Raw genomic sequence first — 18,118 nt, forward strand, 5'->3', positions numbered from 1 at the left:
CTCATCCGACTCCTTTCCGTTCTTCGATCGCTTGCTCAAATATTTGTGTAATCGTTTCGGCGATCTTGCTCCATGTATACCGTTGAAGTATATGCTCTCGGCAATGTTCACGGGAAGGAATGGCGCATTCGCCGCTCAAAACGGAAACGATTTTATGGGCCATCGCTTCCGGCGTACTGTCCCGGAACAGCAATTCGCTGGAAAACCGTTCGAGAATTTCCTTGGTCCCGCCGGAAGGTGTGCCGAGCACCGGAGTGCCGCAGGCTAGCGCCTCGACCGTCACAAGCCCGAACCCTTCCAGCGCTACCGTAGGCACGATACTGAGATCCGCCGCTTGAAACCATGTGACCAACTCCTCATTGGACACCCTGCCGAGAAAATGAATCGAGGCGCTTAATCCGAGCTCCTTCGCCAGTTGCTTCAACTGTTCCCGTAAATGCCCGTCTCCGGCGACATATAGAACGGAATTGTCCGCTTCCTCCACGACAATCGCCATCGCCCGGATTAACCGGTCAATTCCCATCCGGTTGACCAGCCTTCTGGCACAAAACAGCACCTTTTGGTCGTCCCTCAGCCGCAGAGACCTGCGAACGGCCATTCGGTCCTCTGCAGGCCGGAACCGCTGAACGTCGACCGCACCGGGAACGATGTGGATGCGTTCGTCTGCAATGCCATAGCCATCGGCCAAAATATCTTTGAAATAACGGCTCAGCACGATGAAATGATCGGACCTGCGATACGCCAACAGCTCCACATTTTTCTTGATTTGATACCGCATTTTTTGCCCCAGCTCCTGCCCCCGATCCTCGACAAGCGATTCCTGCGCCCAAGGTCCATGAAAATGCGTGACGATCGGCACATGCCTCGGCAGTAGGCTTCTGGTAATCAGCGAAGAGTACAACGCGAAATGGGGATTAAACACTTCCGGCTGGTCCCGCTCCACCGACATTTTCACCTTTTCGCGAAAAGCTCTCACTCGAGCAAACGCCGATAGCTTCACCGGCTTCGGGAGCACATCGCGGATATAGGCCGGTGCTGTCGTATGCTCTCCATGAGCCGTCATTAATCCTTGTATGACATGCCCGGAATGCTTCATCGCCGCCAAATAGTCGGCAAAATACCGATTGAGTCCGCCCGGCGTATGATCGATCCACCCCATTCCCGTCGAAAGAATGTTCATCGTTCCCCTCCTTATCCTTGAAGGACTTCGTTTGAAGTTTTTCTTATCTTACTAGCTTGCTTCGTATGTACCCGGATATATCTTATCGAACTTGCAATTGCGCCGAGCGATTTCGAAAGACCCGCTGCTCCCTCCGCTTTTATGCCGTGAAGCATCGCGTGAGTGAACGCGACGAGCAGGAACGAAACAGCCTTTGCAGCCTTTTTTTCCGTATACATGTACTTTTTGAACGTGACATAAAGCCTTGAGGTCACGATATGCGGCCTGTAAAAGTCGCGGTTCACCTCGGACGGATAATGAAAATTGACAGCTTCTTCCGTCAAGACAATCGTATATCCGCGGCCGACCGCGCGAGTGGCGAAATCGACTTCCTCATAACCGTAGATCAGCTGCTCGTCGAACAAAATCTCCTCAAACAGGGACATCGGAAACACGGTGCTGTTGATGACGACCGTTTTGATCGCATCTCCGCCCTCATATCTCCTTTTCTGAAAACCCAGGAACGTCTGGTCGTGAGGATAGATGATGTCGCCTCTCTTGTTTTCCAGCCCGGTAATGATGAGCTTTCGTCCGTACAACGGCTCATTTTCAAGCAGCGATTGACAAATTTTCTCCAAGAAATCGGCTGCCAGCACAACGTCATCGTCAATAAACATGAGATGAGTGCCGGTAGCGGCCCTGATAGCGTTGTTTCTGTTGGCCGACAATCCTTTTCTCGGGCCAGCCAAATAGAGGACATTCGGAAAATGCTCTTTCACGAGTTTTTCCGTACGATTATCCGTACTGTCATCCGACACGATCGTTTCATGGATGGGAATATGGGATTCGTTGATGGAAAGCAGCGCCTTCAACAAATCCTCCGGTCGATTTCGAGTACAGATGCAAACCGATAATCGAATGTTGTAATTATTAAATGAAGCAGTCATGGAATCCCCCTAATCCTAACAATTCATACGTTCACCCTTCTTCTGCTCAGCTTCTTGAAGACGCCCAGTGCTATACGAAACACCTCCTGCACATCCGACACGCGCGGGAGCAGATCTGTCGGATTGATGTACCTGACGGTAAAGTGATACCAGATGAATCTGACCATGAAACCCGCAAAAAAGCCGGCTACAATCGAAAAGGCTGCGCCATTCATCCCCCAAGCGTTTATGCTAAGAGCCATGCTGCCCAATGTTGTACCTACGTAAACAGCGCTCGTCACCGTATTATGCAGAGTTCTGCCTGTGCTGCTGATCGCGCCTCCTAAAATATCCGAAATTCCCCCGAACAGTGCCCCCGGAAGCAGTAGCAGAGCTGGAATGATTGCCGGCGTATATGCTTTGCCGAATAGTAAAGGGATCAAGAACGGCACCGCCAGTCCAAGAGAAATGGCAGAAAACGTGGTTACCAAAGTGGTCAATCGTAAGTATTGACATACTTTTTTATGCAAATTTTCCTCTTCTGATACCATACTCGGAAAACTTGTAATTCCAATTGCCCTTGGAATTGCCCATAGCACTCCGGTTGCGCTGTTGGCCGTTTGAAAGAAAGCCAAAGCCGATGGCGCCAACGAAAAAAGAAAAAGCTGGGTCCCGTTGTTTCCGAATACATTGATCACAATCCCGCCGTAACCTTTTATTCCGTACCAAACCCCTTGACGAAGAATAGACAAGCGAAAGCGGCCCATCGACTTGCAATACGGCCAGGCTTCCCATAGATACGGCAAAAGTCCGAGGAGTGAGATGATGGTTGTGGTAATAAGGCAAATGGTTACGCTGAGAACATCAGCAATGAAAAAGATAAACAATATCAGCGTATAGGCGGCAGGCACGCCAATCCTCACGAGATTTACAGTAGAAAACCTTTGTTCTGCGGCAAGAACACCGGAAATCATACTCGACAGTGGGCCGCCGAAGGACGAAACCAGGAACAACTTCACAGCAAACATCCCCTGATCGTCAAACCGCCCCTTAACAACCCAACCGGAGATACACAACGCAATTATTACTGCAACCAATCCTGTAAATATCGACCATACGGCAAGCGTTGCAAATATATCCTTACGCTGAGCTTCCGTATTTTTCCCCCATAGATATACCGTCGTCACATAAATTCCGATATCGCAAAGCCCAAGGATAAATCCGCTCCACATAGTTATCCCCAGGTATAATCCACGATCGTCGGGAGAAAGTCCGCGGGAGAGAATAATCGAAGATATCACATTGATTGCCAGTACCCCGAACATACTGGAAAACGTTTGAATCGTTTGCGACAGCAACGTGGGTCTATGTTTCGCTGATAACTGCGCTGATGAAGCGTTGGCTTTGCCTTGATGTTCCATAGTCATCCTCATCTTAATTCCTTGATATTTTTGGTTTCCCCTAAATTCGTCATTTTTTTGTTTGATACAGCTGAAGTTATGTCAAGAAAAGCGATAGAAATCCAGATCAGCGGGACTACTGAATAATGACCGCCGGTTAACCAGTTCGCGCCTTCGGTAATCACAATGCCCAAAATAATCAAATGTGTTGAACTGCCAGAGATCGCTTGCTTCATCGCTAGCAAGGACGTTTTAATTATAATCGTTAAATAAATCACACCACCTATGATACCGGTGGCCAAAAATTTATTGCTGAAATCAACCTCCGAAGAGATGATGCTCCCCGTAAACTTCCCGGCTGCTATTGTCGTGCTCCCCAAACCGTACCCCAGGGGATTCATTATTCCTTTTATTAGCCCGGCGAACAACAAATCGATATGTCCCGGAAGAGTGGAATGTTCACCGAATGGATCGGTTAATCCCGAGACAGAATGATAAATCAGGTCATTTTCTGTATTTAGTTTGGACATTACTGCAAATAGTCCCAACAATGAGGCAAATGCTATGCACGATATCAATAACCTGCTAACTACTGTCTTCACGCTAAGGATGGTCATGATGGTCAAAGCTACTGTCGTAGTCACGATAATACCCCGCCCCGATTCGATAAATAGGGCTGAATATAATACCGCCACGCTGATCAACGCAATAATTTTTGTTGAGTACTTCCCGCGGAGAAAATAACCCCAGCCAATCACAGCCGCGACCCCCAAATAATGAGCGTACTCGGCGGCGTTGGAGAACATGGAAATGGGCCTGGTCACGTCATAAACTTTAAGAGCGGTGTATCCGGACAGTTCGACCCAAGCTTCTTCAAAAGGGTACAATCCGAACCAAAACTGTTTGTAACCATAAACCGCAGCAATAATACCGATAAAAAAAACGGTAGCATATATCCTTTTAAGCCAGTTTTCGTTGAAATATTCACGGCCTATAACCATATAGCAAACGGGAACCGTATAGAAGATGGCACCGGCTATACCGGTTAACAAACTACCCTGCAAAGGATTGAAAATTTGTATTACATCAACTATGATCATTGCGCGAACCAACCGAAATAATTGAGTGTCGTTTGCTATTGTTTCTCGTCGAATATACTTCTCATAAAACCATTTTGCTGTAAGCAACAGCACTATCGACGGACCTATGATCACGATTGGATCGTTCGAACTCCAGCCTGCTACCGGGATTAATATGCGTCTAATTATCCCTAAAAACGGCAAAAAGACGATTAACGCATAGATGGTAACGGCCGGCTTCCTCCGGCTGACGGCAAACAGTATCAAAACAATGGCGGAAGCTAATAAAAGTCTGATCATTCCCGGGTTGAGCATCATTTTACCGATGTAGTAAGCAAAAAATAAAAGAAGTGAAATGGACAGCACCCACTTCACAACTTTATTTTCCTGGATTTTATAAACGATCGTGTTCAAATGAACAACCTGCTTCCCTAGTTAAGTCGCTTTTTTCATTGATTTCGTTTCATATTGCGGGTTGCGGATGCACACTGATAAATAATCAGCCACTTCACGCGCGAGACGCTCCGTACCGAACAGCCCGGCCCGTTCCACCGCAGCGCCGCTGAGCGCCTGATAATATTCCCGGTCTTCGATGAGCTTCATCATAGCAGCTGCCAAGCTGTCCGGATGATTGGGCGGCACCAGCAATCCGTTCTCCCCGTCTGTAATAATCTCCAGGGGCCCTCCCGCCTTTGATGCAATCACCGCTTTGCCGAGCGCCATTCCCTCAATGATAACCATTCCGAACGGCTCTGTTCCGACGGAGGCATGGACGAGAATATCGAAGGATAAAATCCACGATTGAACGTTCGCCTGCTGGCCGGTAAAATGAATCCGGCCAGCGAGTCCTTCCTTATCTGCCTGAGCCTTCAGAAGATGAGGATAATCCGGCTCGGAGAAATGGTCACCTCCAACGACGACAAAATGAACATCGGGATGTTTTCTAGCCACCCTTGAGGCGGCTTCCACGAAGATATGAACGCCTTTCCATCTTTGCAATCTGGCCACCATGCCGACAATCGGTATTCCTTGCGGAAGCCCGAGCTCTTCGCGAATTTCCTCCTTGGCAGGCATGACGCTTTGGTTAAATACGTTCAAATCGACCGCAGGATGGATCACCTTGCCGGCCACTTGGGGAGTCAGCTTGCTCTGGTGCATCAGCGCCGCTTCGGAGCAACACAGTATCGCCTTCGCCGGGATCGCCCCGGCACACCTGTCTATCCAACCGACGACCGGCAACCCGTGCTGCCACCAGACGGCGTCAAGACCTGCTATGACCGCTGCAGGACCGGCATACAGATGCGCCTTCGTCATCCATGACATAACCAGATCGACCTTTTCTTTCCTTAGCCACTGCCAGATTGAAAATACCGCTGAAGTATACTTGTGAAGTTGACGCAGCTTTCCGGATTGGATAACCTTTACGGAGTACCCCATGTCGCTGACCTGCCGGACAAGCGGACCGTCCTCCAAAAAGGCTACTGAGTAATCGATCATCGTTGTATGTCTATTGGCGCGAAGAAGGTGGAGCAGCATGAGTTCCGCTCCCCCCCGCTGTCCCGCCAGCGGCATTACGATTCCAATCTTCAACGTTAATCCCCCCGCATTTTTGAAAAAGATGCCGCTTCGTATAGATTCGTACGTGCTTTTTTCACGTATTTTCTCCACGAATCGATTCCCATCAGACGACCCGACAAGCTGTGGTAATATTTGAGCAGAGAATGCCTTCCCGGCTTCAACAGAAGAATCAGCAAACGAATAAGACCAGGCGAATGCGAAGTTCCAATCAGGCCGGCCCAAAGAAAAAATCCCAGCTTTCGGAAAAACGAGATATGTTCCATGATAATCAATGTCTCGTTATGGACGGCGTTTCGCAGCGCCTGCGGGTTAAATTCGTTTCTCTTGTCTTCGTCAAAACGCTGTGCGGGAAAATGACGAACCGCAATGGCTGGGTCATAAACCAGCTTCCAGCCCGTCTTTTTTAAAGCCAGGCCGATGCTTAGCTCCCAATGAACCTGCGCTCCCGTTCCGAGCAATCTCACATCGAAGCCTCTTTTCTTCAGAAGCTCCGTGCGGTAAGCGCAGTTCACCCCTTTCAAAAAATCGACCTCCCGGGCAGGCCCTATGCCAAGATGATGATTTCCGATCATTCTGCCGAACCATTGCAGTTTGCCGACCACTTCCGCTCCCTTGTCGATAAATCTTCCGTTCTCGCAAATCCAATCCCTGCCGCCGACACCGCCGATCTTCGGATCCTCCGCAAAATAGCGATCCATCCTCTCCAGCCAGTCGGAATGCGGCTCGGAATCATCGTCCGTTATCGCGACAATATCTCCGGAAACTTCTGCCAACCCTTTGTTCATCGCCTGTACGACGCCGGGAATGTGAATCGTAACGGTTTTGGTCTGATTATCGCCGGCGGAGAAGCTTTTCAAATAGTTCAGCGTTTCCGTATCGTCATTGCGGGTGATGACAATGATCTCATACGGGGGCATGGTTTGACGCTTGATGGCATCGAGGCATCGGGTCAAATCATTTAATCGGCGATAGGTTGGTATCAAAACACTGATCCTCAACCGGAGCTCACCCCGCCTTCCCAGTAATTCGCTATTGCGTCAACGTTTTAACGAGCCGCTTCGCTTCGCCGAACGGTGTATCGATCGTTTCGTAGATCCGAATGATAAAATTGGAATCGAACTGATCGATGCGCAAATTTTCAAACGAGACCGACTGCCAGCCGCTCGTAAGACGGCCCACGCCGGTGAACGGAATGTCTTCATCATCCAAAATGCGGCCGAGCGAATCGGCCAATTCCACTTTCAATTTCGAGAAATTTTGATCGACGACGATGTTTTCCTCGCGTTCGATGTCCAAATCAAGCTTTAATCGATACGAATAATTGCCTTTGCCGCCTCCATAATAAATATTCTCGACCTTGCTCCAGTCCTTAAGCTTCACGCGGAACGGGTACATGTTTATAGCGGATTCGTTATCTTCTTTTTGAGCGTATACCCCGAAGGTTGCGATCGGGATGCTGAAAGGATACGCGGATTCGCCGTCAAGCAGCTTCATTCGCAGATTTTCTCCTGTTTCCGTGTTAGGCATGATGAAGGAGTAGCTGATCACATACCCCAAGTTGGGGGTAAGCGACTGGGCGACCGTCTTTTGCCGCGTGCCCTTGTAGCTCTTGCCGTCGGAGCCGAGCAGCTCCGCCTGGAAATTAGGAACCGGCAGCGGGTTGTCGCTTTGGTTTTCCAGCTTAAATTTGGCAATAAGCGTTTTGTACCCGTCCCCTTCTCCTTCATGCACATGCAGTTCCACCATATACATTTTAACGCCGGCCGGTATAAATTTGCTGAACGGATCGAAGGCGATCGGCTTGTTCACATCGTTCATGGGGACCGCATTCGCGGAGGCCGGAGCGTTCGCGTTGTCCGGAAGCTGAATATTCATGCGTCCTACCGCATACTCGACCTTGCTCTGATCCGCCTCGATAAACGTTTCCGGAGTGACAACGTCCACACTCTTCAGCCTGGCGCCGCTCTCCGTAGGTATCGCAAAATACACCTGCTGTTTTTCCCCGGGATCCAGCGTGACCACCGGCTTCGATTCCTGCTTGACTCTTCGTCCCGTATAAACCTTCTGATCCGATTTGCCGTCCAGCCTGAATTCGGGGATCGTCTCCTTCATCGTTCCTTTATTTTCGGCAAGCAAGGTAACGACGGTGACAGGTCCCTCATCCGTGTTTTGATCGTTCAGATTGACCGGCGTAAACTCCAATGCGGGCGATAAAACCGGGATTGTAAAAGATTCCCCCCAGCTTCGCACCCAACTGCTGTCCGTCACGGCCGCATTGCTTCCATGCCATTCCATGGACGAAATAGGGATGGACAGCACCTTCGTCTCGACAATCGGGTATTTGAAGTCATCGATTCTGACCCACGTCATCGCGGATAAGGAGATTTGGTCGACCCGATTGACGACAATCATATAACTGAGCTCGACTTTTTCCTGCGGCAGAACAACGGTAGGATTACCGGCACTCGGACGCAGCGTATAAGTCACGCCGGCGTTCGATTCCACCCTGACCTCGTACTCGGGGACACGAGTAAGCTCCGTCCCCGTATTATGCAATCGAATGACTGCGCCGAGTCTTGTTTTCCCGGACAGCTGTTCATTAATAACGCTCTTAACCTCTGCGTTTAAAGTATCTGTCAATTTGTAAGCTGCGGTGGAAGCCGCAGCCGAAGTCGTTCCATCGGCGTACAACGGATACGGGAACGCGGATGTCAGCAAAGAAGTTGAAAGCATTACTGCTGCCATGTTTTTCTTCCAATTTTTCACTATGCAAGCCTCCATGGTTATTTTCGTCCTTCGGCAGAAGCCATGGGAATCTTATCTTTATCCTTCAAAAGCTCTTTACCGGAAACGACGATCATTTCCCCTTCCTTCACACCGGAAAGCACTTCAGCGAAAAAATCGTTGGAGCGGCCCAGCTGAATCTGGCGTTTTTCCGCAATATCCCCGGAGTTTACGAACACGAAAGTTTCCCCGCCGGGCTCCCGGATTACGCTTTGCAGCGGAACGGCGAGCACGGTTTGCTCGCTCTCGTCGGACAGCTGCACCCGCGCTCTCATGCCCGGCTTCAGGGCCATATCCTTGTTCGGCACTTCCAAATTGAGCTCATACGCTTTCGTCTGCGGGTCAATGACCGCGGACACGTAGGTGATTTTGCCTTTTGATTTTTGCTCCGACCCTGGTACATAATAGGTCAGCTCCGTTTTGCCGCGCGCGATTTTCGCTGTTTCTTCGTTTAACAGCACCTTGATTTTGATCGGATCGAGCTTGACGACTTGCCCTACACGGCTGCCCGCCTGCACCGTCATCCCAGGGACTACGGGCAGATCCGTCAAAATACCGCTGACCGGCGATTTCACCTCCAGATTCGCCAGCACCTGCTCCGCCTGCTGCAGCGCAAGCTGCGCATTAAGCTGCTGCGATTTCAATGAGGCGATCTTGTCGGAAGCATCCGATGTTTTTTGCTTTTGCTTTAGAGCGTCCAGGTCCATCTGGTTTTTTTTCAGCTCAACCTCGGCCTGGTTCAGCTCGGCTTTCGTCCCTTTGCCGCGGTCGTAATCGTTCCTCAGCTTGTTAAATTTTTTCGTCAATTCTTCCACTTCGAGCTCCAGCTTCTGAACGGAGCGGTCCAGCTCCAGCTTGCTGCTTCTCGTTTCTTTCGCTGCGAGTTCGATCGCCTCCTGCGCGTTTTGCAGGGAGAGCTGCGCCTGGGTTCGCTGTCTGTCCGCATCCTCCGAGCTGAGCTTGACGATAACCTCGCCTTCTTCCACCAGATCGCCGCGTTTTTTCAAAATTGCCCCGACGTCTCCGCCCGTTTTGGCGAGCGCATCGATCTGCACGGAGGACAGTACCTCGGCCGGCAGTTCAAGAGGCTCGGCGATTTTTTGCTTGGCGATTTTCTCCATCTTCACCGCGGACTCGACTTGAGCGGAGTTCAGAGCTTTGTCCGCCGGAAGCACTGCGAACGAACACCCTGCAACTGCGATAATGGACACGGCGAGGCCGGCGGCACCGGTTATTTTCAGAGCTGTCCATAATGAACGCGACTTGCTTCTTTTTTGTCTCACGAAACGTGGCTCCTCCTTCCTGTTTGCTGATCGCGGTTCGGATTGCCCAATCCGATCCCGTCATACTCCAGACCGGCACGCCGGCTCTCGCCCAGCGCATTGCGCCCGTCAATAAGCAAAGGCCGGCGCATGACGGAGCGCAAATAATCCGGCTCAAGGTTCACGTATTCCGGCCATTCCGTGACAAGCAGCGCCGCTCCCGCATTTTTTAAAACTTCCTCCAGATTGCTTCTCAAGCGGACTTTGGCCGGCAGCAGGGGGCGCGCTTTCTCCAGAGCGACGGGATCGTGCACGAAAACCTCCGCCCCCTCATCGATCAAAGCATTGATGATCGGAATGCTCGGCGCTTCGCGCAAATCGTCGGTTCCCGGCTTGAACGTAAGGCCGAGCACCGCGATCTTTTCCCCGTAAATCGGGTATACATGTTCTCTGAGCTTTTCGATGACTCTGTATTTCTGCTCGTTATTGACTTCGATGACGGCGGACAGCAGCTTGAATTCGTAGCCGTTCGTGTCGGCGATATACTGCAGCGCTTTTGTATCCTTCGGAAAACAGCTTCCTCCGTATCCGATGCCGGCCCTGAGGAACGATGAGCCGATTCGCGGATCCGTTCCGATAATCCGGGCGACGTTCGTCACATCGGCGCCGACCCTGTCGCATACGTTGGCAATTTCGTTGATGAAGCTGATTTTCATGGAAAGAAACGCGTTGGCCGCATACTTGGCAAGCTCCGCACTTCTTCGGTCGACTCTGATGAGCGGCACATGCGTGAGCCCTGCCGGCCGCGGCGTATGGTCGGGAGCCTTGAAGCTTTGGCTAATAATCGAAGAGTACAAATCGGTCAGAACCGCTACCGACGAGTCGTCGCCTCCGACAACGATCCGATCCGGATACAACGTATCGTAAACCGCCTTGCTTTGCGATAAAAATTCGGGATTGGAAGCTACGGAAACCTTGTCGCCCAAGCCGGCCTCATCGATCATCCCGGCAATCTGATCCGCCGTCCCGACCGGCACGGTGCTTTTGTTCACCAGCACGGTCGGCTTCTCTTTCCCGCTCAAATACCGGGTTGTATTTTCGACGGCCGCAAGCAGGTAGGAAAGATTGGGCGATCCGTCCGGCCCCGCCGGCGTGCCTACCGCGAAAAAGATAACGTCCGCCTCCAGCACCGAATCCAGATAAGATGTGGTGAAAGCAAGGCGGTCCCGCGACTCCGCCATAAGCTCGCCCAATCCCGGTTCGAATATCGGCAAAACGCCATCGTTCAGCCGATCGATCTTGCCGATATCCAGATCGACGCAAGTGACCTCATGCCCGAGATATGCTAACGTGACTCCCGTTGTCAACCCGACATAACCTGTGCCAATAACCGTAACTTTCATATTCGATTCTCCTGTCTAGCCGATGGCCTGGGATTGCTTGCGCACCATTTTTTCCATTTCCTCCAGCAGCTGCGTCCGCAATTCCGAATTTTGCATGGCGAAATCGAGCGTCGTCAAAATAAAACCAAGCTTTTCCCCCACGTCATAACGTACCCCTTGGAAATGATAGGCATATACGTTTTGAATCTCATTTAATCTGCGAATCGCATCGGTCAGTTGAATCTCGCCGCCGGCACCCTCCTCTTGAAGGTCCAGAAACCGGAATATTTCCGGATTTAAAATATAACGCCCCATGATGGCCAAATTCGAAGGAGCCTGCCCGGCCGGCGGTTTCTCGACAAACGTGCGGACTTGATATAATCTCCCCTCTTTCGCTATCGGATCGATAATGCCGTATCGCTGGGTTTCGCTATCCGCTACCGGCTGGACCCCGATGATCGACCCGCCGGTGCTTTCATACTGGTGGATGAGCTGCTTCAAGCAGGGAACTTCGGCTTGCACGATGTCGTCGCCGAGCAGCACCGCAAACGGCTCGTCGCCGATAAATCTTCTCGCGCACCAGACCGCATGGCCGAGACCCTTCGGCTCTTTTTGACGTATGTAATGGATATCGACCTTGGACGAACGCTGTACGGCTTCAAGCAGCTTCAGCTTGCCTTTCTCCGCCAGGTTGTTTTCGAGCTCGAATGCGTGGTCGAAATGATCTTCGATCGCCCTTTTTCCTTTACCGGTCACGATGATAATGTCTTCGATGCCGGCTTCCACCGCTTCTTCCACGATGTACTGAATCGTCGGTTTATCGATGATCGGCAGCATTTCCTTCGGCATCGCCTTGGTGGCGGGCAGAAATCTCGTCCCGAGCCCTGCGGCGGGGATGATGGCCTTTCGCACTTGTTTCATGTATACTCCTCCGTTTTCTGCATTAAGATATGGCTTGATTTTCGCGTTAAAAAAACTAATTATACCGTCTTATCGGCGTAGGTCGGCGAACACTAAACGCTTCTTAAGGCACGATTCCATCCACTTCGCCTTCTCGCCGCAATCTCGGATAAAACGATATAACTAGAGTTTTTAGAAAATAAATCAAGAGAAATAGGGCATCTAACCCTCCCTCACGCCACACCCTTGACAATGAAATGTCTAAGGTTCCTTTGAACCCACAGCATGGCCGAGTGCCTACAATGATAAAGGTGTAGTAGACATTACCTGTTTTATTAAAGAAGCGTGATTATTAATATGCTGCGGTTACCGTTCCATCCGACTTGTTAAACACGGTTCCGATAACGTTCGCTTTGACGTGCGCCAAATCTTCCTTCAGCTTTTGGGCTGCCGCGCGTTTCACCTTGCCGTATTCGACGACAACGAGCACGCCGTCGCTTTTGGCCGCTATGACCTTGGCGTCAATAAATGCGGAGGACGGGGGCGTATCGATCAGAATGACATCGTAACGCGTCTTCAATTCATCCAGCAGCGCATCCATCTTTTTGGACGCGGCAAGCTCGGAAGGATTGGAAATCGCCGATCCGGAAGTGATGCAGTCCACATTTTCGATGCCCGTACTCCGGACAATTTCGTTTAAGTTCGGGGAGCTGGCCGCAAAGAGACTTGTCAGCCCGACCCGATTATCTCCGCCGAAGGCAAGATGCAGGGACGGATGGCGAAGATCGCCGTCGACGACGAGAACTTTCCTGCCGGCCTGTGCATAAGCGACGGCCAAGTTGAGAAGCGTTGTCGTTTTCCCTTCGCCCCGATTGGACGATACGACCGCAATGGTTTTCAGTTCATTGCCGTTTCCGGCAAAATCGATATTGATCCGCAAAATCCGGTATGCTTCCGATGTCGGAGAGCTTGGACTCAGATGCGTTACGATTGGAATATTAGATGCTGCCTTTGGCATATTCCCCCACCTTTCTTGGAGTGACGGCGCGGCCCGACGATTTCAGCTCGGATTTCTTCATAATAGGAATCGTTGAGAGCATCGGCGCGCCGAAAATTTTTTGAATATCTTCTTCCCTTTTGATCGTATCGTTCAAATACTCAAGCAGAAAGGCGATGCCGATCCCGAACAAAAGCGAAACCGCAAAGCTGATGATCACATATTGATTGGCTTTGGAATTCAGCGGTTTGGGTGCATCCGTCAGCTTGGCCGGGTTTAAGATGGTAACATTGTCAACCTTCATGATTTTGGGGATTTCCGTTTGGAACACTTCGGAAACGGCGTTGACGATCTTGACGGCTCTTGCATAGGAGGTATCCATTACGCTGAGCGTCATGACCTGGGTACCGTTAAAGGCGGATACGTTAACGATCGAAGCGAGCTGTTCAGGGGTAAGCTGCAAATCCGGGTACCTCATAACGACTTTATCCATAATCGCGGGAGTATTGATGATCTCTTTATAGGTGTCGATCAGTCTGATGTTTATGGCCATAGCTCCAAAATCCATCTGCTCCTTGCCCATCTGATCCAATTCGACCGTCTTATTCACAATTAGCTTCGTAGACGCCTGGTAAATCGGGACATTATTGACGTAGCTGAAAAAGATCGTAGTTATTGTCGAAACGAGGACAACTATAGCTATAAGCCATAGACGCTTCTTTATGATTTGCAAATACTCTTTGAGTTCCATTTACCGATTCCTCCAATAATCATAGTTAAAAATGTTATTTCGAACCCTCTGATACAATATGTATCATTTTCACATTACTTACTATATGATACATTCTGTATCCTGTCAACCATTTTTTCAAAGAAATCGCTCACTATTTTCGATGCAATTCGTTTCTTTTCTACAAATGAAGATCAAGAGAAAGCATGGGCTGGGGCATTTTAATTTGGAGAAAACCACCCGGCAACACGTTGCTCTATGAGGAATAACACGGGAAACGGGGCGCGTTGAAGATGCATAGCAAGCTCGAGGGAAAACGCGGTGAAGCTCCGAAATAGGGGATGTGAACGTGCCTCGGAACACATCTATCCGATGACCGGCGAATTCGATTACGACGGTCACCGCAGACCATGAGCCGATGAAAAACGCCTCTTTCTTTATATAAAAAAACTGAAACTGTGCCTACCCTTGAATATGGTTATTATGTTCGCCTTCCATGACATACTCGACGCTAACGGAAAAAAACCTTGCGATCTTGATCAAAGTTTCATAATCAGGCTGTCTGCGGTCATTCTCATAATGAGAAAGGGCTGCACGGGTCACCCCGATAATCTGTGCCAATTCTCCTTGCGTAATATGCCTTTGCTCACGCAGCTTAGAAATTCGCTTCCCTAATTTCATCTTGGCAGTATCAATCCTTTCCTATCCGTTTGTCTCCAAGAGCGGCCGAAACATCCCGGAAACGATGTAATCGCTTTCCCCCCGGCATATTGCATGATACAAAATAATATTTTCAACTAGTGTCGGTTACATTTCGTATCGTCCCTGGCATAAAAATAGGCTACGTATGCACATCTAGCACCTCCCCCACTTCCGGGAAGCTTGCTTCGTATGCGCTAAACGCGAAAGTTTGCAATCCCTCATCGCGTTTTGCAGCCAAAATATGCTTGGCGAGAAAACGAAAGCGGGACCGCTCGGCATGATCCATCAAAAATTCGACCGGGTAAAGGTAATGTCCGTCCTCCGCCTTTTCCTGTCCGGTCAATCTGCCGTCAATTACGATGGAGGAATGAGGCAGAATCAGCTTAAACGAAAGCACCGTGTCCGGAACGATCGGAATATTTAACCGCGAAATAAAACGAAGACCGGACGAGCCTAAGCTTTCCAACCGGATCGGCGCGAATTTCGTCTCTACTTTTTTTCCGTTCATCTCGCGAATGGTCATTAGACATTCCAGATCATCGTATTTTCCAGGCTTAAGCGTTTCATAGATCATAACTATTCTTCCCTTACTTCTATGATTAGTAATAGGACCTCAAATACAAAACGTACCCTAATATCTAATTTATGATACGTTTTGTATCTTTGTCAAGCTGAATTTAGGTTTTTTTACCTTTTATGGGGCAAAATCGAGGAAAACTGGGGGATCCCGTCTGGATTGAGGATTTACTCGGCTAACCTTCGGCGCAAAACCCGGCTTTGAATTAACATCAACCAATAATGGGATGCCATCACACCGGCCGCATCAACGAGGACATCGTACAATCTACCGTCTCTAAACGTATGCAGCTGTAAAATCTCCGTCACTACCGCAAATGCAATGGTAAGAAGCGCAGAGTATGCCCGATGTTTTATGAGTGCATAGATAAGCAAATCCAGAATTGCGAATCCCAAAAAATGTCCTGCTTTGATTATGAAAACGTGAGAGTGTGTCTTGAACATATCGTCAAATATAAAGAAATCGCGGTAATTCGAATAAGGATGCCATACAATTAAGACCTTGCCCTTAAAGGCATTATCCAAATTAACGGCACACGTAAAAATGAACAGCACTAGCGCCCATAACGCCGCTGCTGCCGCCTTTATACCGATCAAAGTCATCCGCAAGTCGACTCACTCCACGTAAAATGATGTTGCAGCTTATACTACTGCGCATTGAATCTCAGCCTAATGAAATTAGCAAAAACAGGGTATACCGCCTTTTTTTGTTTCGAGTAAAACCAGCGCTGATAATGTTTTTTGCACAGGGACCGGGCGTGGTATTTGTTTCCGCACCCGGGTTCCGAGCAAATGTGATCCTGGCGTTCCCTCCGCAGATCGTACCTTCCCGTCCGTCTAAGCCGTTGATGATGCTTGGAGCACAGCTGTTTGGCTTTGACCGGGTTCGAACAACCGCTAATCTTGCAAGTTTCCATTTCTTACAACTCCCTTTCAACATTTTTTGTCACATTTTGTATCATTGTGGATGCACCAAATCTCCGGAAAACCTCGATGTTATGCGGATATTTGTCTAAAATTGTAGATTAGGCAAGAAAAAAGGGTTCAAATTATCGATACAATTTGTTACAGTATAGATATGCAAATACCACAGTCTCAGAAAAAGGAGAATTTTCATGTACTGGTGCATCCGTTGCCGGGCCTTTCATCATAAATCGAAAACAAAAAGCGACACTATTTTCAACACCGGATTTATTTATATTAATAATACGCTGTATCCGGTAGGCATTTGTTCCACTCTAATATCAAAACCGAAAAACAACTGAACCGGAACGAATCCAGAGCTGCTAATCTATACCTGAAAATCGATACCATTTGTATCGTCAGTGGCAAGACTTTCAAGCTTGCTGGCGGTCGGGTGGCTGTTCGATTGCCTTTCGAGAGCGGGAGATTCCTTGAGAGCCGGGGTGGAATTGCTTTCAATCGAAGTGTTGATTAACTTATTTATGTCCAGACCGAGTTGGTAAAACACTTTTTTCATATCCAAATTCCTTGTCCTGTCTTCCATCCTTATCCTCCTCAGAGTACCCTTGTTTAAGCCTACATTATACATTGTCGGTTATTTCCATAATATTGTTAATAGGACTATTTCCTTTTTTTTAAAATTAGGACTTTCTCCCTTTTCACGTAAAAAACACTTCCTAAAGTTTATTTTTTGGAATAAAATAAATGTGAAATGTCAATGCAGCAAGTTTTTTGCAAGCAGTACCAATCAGTACCCGCTTCATTAATTTTAATATATGATACATTTCGTATCTAGGTCAAGTTTTTTTTGTTATTTTTTAGAAAATGGGAGATACTCAAAATTTAGACTGCACAAAAGAGGTGATCTGGCTGTGAAATACGGTGAACGCATTGCGTTATTAAGAGAGAAGCATTCCATGACCCAGGAGGACCTGTCCAGCAAATTAGGTATAACGCGCGCCTCGCTTTCCCATTACGAAAATAATCGAAGAGAACCTGACTACGAAACCATTCTCAAGATAGCCGATCTTTTTAAAGTATCTGTAGATTATTTGGTCGGACGCGTCGATGACCCCCAAAACGAACTCGATCCGGACATCAGAGAGTTTGTGGATAGCCTGGAGCTTTCGGACAGCAAGATTTTGGAAAAATTCAACTTTACCATTGACGGAAAAAAACTGACGCTCGAAGAAGCAAAACGATTCATCGCTTTTATCCGTGCCGAACGATCGATGAAATAACACGTTCATAAATCACTCGGCAATATACCTGTTTTTGGAAACGATTACATATAATCTCCTCGTTTGAACGCTCATTCCATCATTTCCAATTTCCCCCCACTTGCGCTTAATCCCTGTTACGGGGATTTTCCTTACATATATTTGTGAATTTTTTCACCACACTCCCCGAACAAGTATACTTTATTAAAATATAATTAAATTTTTTTAATTAACTTAAAAATAATTTTCGATAGTAATCAATGGGTTATATCTAGTAAAATAGTAATATATTCCTGATGAGGAGATTAACACACATGCTTACAGGTAATAGAAATCATAATACTAAAGAACTAGATATAATCAAAGTTTCAAAGGAACTGGGTTTGGATGCGAATCGTTTGCTCGAATTTTGCTTCGGCAAATCGGCCGAGGGCAGCCCGAACGATTCCGATAAAAACCG

General features: G+C 48.6%; 18 protein-coding genes. 2 read left to right on the forward strand and 16 right to left on the reverse strand.

The features are described from left to right. Position 1: 1 nt before the first annotated feature. From MYS68_RS17860 to MYS68_RS17930, 15 genes are all read right to left on the reverse strand, one after another. Complete coding sequence (locus tag MYS68_RS17860; RefSeq protein WP_248927136.1) at positions 2 to 1,180, reverse strand: glycosyltransferase family 4 protein; 1,179 nt, start codon at positions 1,178 to 1,180, stop codon at positions 2 to 4. 11 nt (positions 1,181 to 1,191) lie between these two features. Further along, entirely contained in the window at positions 1,192 to 2,106 is a 915-nt protein-coding gene (locus tag MYS68_RS17865; protein ID WP_275983486.1) for a glycosyltransferase family 2 protein, read from the reverse strand. A gap of 23 nt (positions 2,107 to 2,129) precedes the next feature. After that, the gene (locus tag MYS68_RS17870; protein ID WP_248927138.1) at positions 2,130 to 3,506 is read right to left on the reverse strand and encodes a lipopolysaccharide biosynthesis protein; all 1,377 of its coding nucleotides are present in this window, start codon (positions 3,504 to 3,506) and stop codon (positions 2,130 to 2,132) included. Between the two features lie 8 nt (positions 3,507 to 3,514). Further along, complete coding sequence (locus tag MYS68_RS17875) at positions 3,515 to 4,978, reverse strand: hypothetical protein (protein ID WP_248927139.1); 1,464 nt, start codon at positions 4,976 to 4,978, stop codon at positions 3,515 to 3,517. Positions 4,979 to 4,999: 21 nt separating this feature from the next. Beyond that, on the reverse strand, positions 5,000 to 6,154 hold the full coding sequence (locus tag MYS68_RS17880) for a glycosyltransferase family 4 protein (RefSeq protein ID WP_248927140.1): 1,155 nt from the start codon (positions 6,152 to 6,154) through the stop codon (positions 5,000 to 5,002). A gap of 2 nt (positions 6,155 to 6,156) precedes the next feature. Then, positions 6,157 to 7,125 (reverse strand): glycosyltransferase family 2 protein, encoded by a 969-nt coding sequence (locus MYS68_RS17885; RefSeq protein WP_248927141.1) that lies wholly within the window; start codon positions 7,123 to 7,125, stop codon positions 6,157 to 6,159. Between the two features lie 46 nt (positions 7,126 to 7,171). After that, positions 7,172 to 8,908, reverse strand: coding sequence for a hypothetical protein (locus MYS68_RS17890; RefSeq protein WP_248927142.1), 1,737 nt, complete (start codon positions 8,906 to 8,908; stop codon positions 7,172 to 7,174). A 17-nt stretch (positions 8,909 to 8,925) separates the two neighbouring features. Next, positions 8,926 to 10,209 carry an efflux RND transporter periplasmic adaptor subunit gene (locus tag MYS68_RS17895; protein ID WP_248927143.1) on the reverse strand — a complete coding sequence of 428 codons (1,284 nt, stop codon included), beginning with the start codon at positions 10,207 to 10,209 and terminating at the stop codon, positions 8,926 to 8,928. Then, a complete protein-coding gene (locus MYS68_RS17900; RefSeq protein ID WP_248927144.1) occupies positions 10,206 to 11,591 on the reverse strand; it encodes a UDP-glucose dehydrogenase family protein in 1,386 nt (461 codons plus the stop codon). Before MYS68_RS17900 ends, MYS68_RS17895 begins: the two co-directional genes overlap by 4 nt. Before the next feature lie 15 nt (positions 11,592 to 11,606). Further along, entirely contained in the window at positions 11,607 to 12,491 is an 885-nt protein-coding gene (gene galU / locus MYS68_RS17905) for a UTP--glucose-1-phosphate uridylyltransferase GalU (protein ID WP_248927145.1), read from the reverse strand. A gap of 331 nt (positions 12,492 to 12,822) precedes the next feature. After that, positions 12,823 to 13,488 (reverse strand): CpsD/CapB family tyrosine-protein kinase, encoded by a 666-nt coding sequence (locus MYS68_RS17910; RefSeq protein WP_248927146.1) that lies wholly within the window; start codon positions 13,486 to 13,488, stop codon positions 12,823 to 12,825. Next, the gene (locus MYS68_RS17915; protein WP_248927147.1) at positions 13,469 to 14,218 is read right to left on the reverse strand and encodes a YveK family protein; all 750 of its coding nucleotides are present in this window, start codon (positions 14,216 to 14,218) and stop codon (positions 13,469 to 13,471) included. Before MYS68_RS17915 ends, MYS68_RS17910 begins: the two co-directional genes overlap by 20 nt. A gap of 441 nt (positions 14,219 to 14,659) precedes the next feature. Then, a complete protein-coding gene (locus MYS68_RS17920) occupies positions 14,660 to 14,878 on the reverse strand; it encodes a helix-turn-helix domain-containing protein (protein WP_248927148.1) in 219 nt (72 codons plus the stop codon). 160 nt (positions 14,879 to 15,038) lie between these two features. Further along, complete coding sequence (locus MYS68_RS17925; RefSeq protein ID WP_248927149.1) at positions 15,039 to 15,473, reverse strand: hypothetical protein; 435 nt, start codon at positions 15,471 to 15,473, stop codon at positions 15,039 to 15,041. 170 nt (positions 15,474 to 15,643) lie between these two features. Continuing rightward, positions 15,644 to 16,078, reverse strand: a complete 435-nt coding sequence (locus tag MYS68_RS17930) for a VanZ family protein (RefSeq protein ID WP_248930945.1) — start codon at positions 16,076 to 16,078, stop codon at positions 15,644 to 15,646. A gap of 512 nt (positions 16,079 to 16,590) precedes the next feature. Between MYS68_RS17930 and MYS68_RS39110 the strand changes: the two genes are divergently transcribed. Continuing rightward, positions 16,591 to 16,740, forward strand: coding sequence for a DUF3973 domain-containing protein (locus MYS68_RS39110; RefSeq protein WP_420852137.1), 150 nt, complete (start codon positions 16,591 to 16,593; stop codon positions 16,738 to 16,740). 26 nt (positions 16,741 to 16,766) lie between these two features. Here MYS68_RS39110 and MYS68_RS17935 read toward each other — a convergent pair whose 3' ends face one another. Next, positions 16,767 to 16,982, reverse strand: coding sequence for a hypothetical protein (locus MYS68_RS17935; RefSeq protein WP_248927150.1), 216 nt, complete (start codon positions 16,980 to 16,982; stop codon positions 16,767 to 16,769). Positions 16,983 to 17,310: 328 nt separating this feature from the next. Between MYS68_RS17935 and MYS68_RS17940 the strand changes: the two genes are divergently transcribed. Further along, positions 17,311 to 17,679, forward strand: a complete 369-nt coding sequence (locus MYS68_RS17940) for a helix-turn-helix domain-containing protein (protein ID WP_248927151.1) — start codon at positions 17,311 to 17,313, stop codon at positions 17,677 to 17,679. Positions 17,680 to 18,118: the final 439 nt, after the last annotated feature.

The organism is Paenibacillus hamazuiensis (assembly GCF_023276405.1).
GTDB lineage: Bacteria > Bacillota > Bacilli > Paenibacillales > NBRC-103111 > Paenibacillus_AF > Paenibacillus_AF hamazuiensis.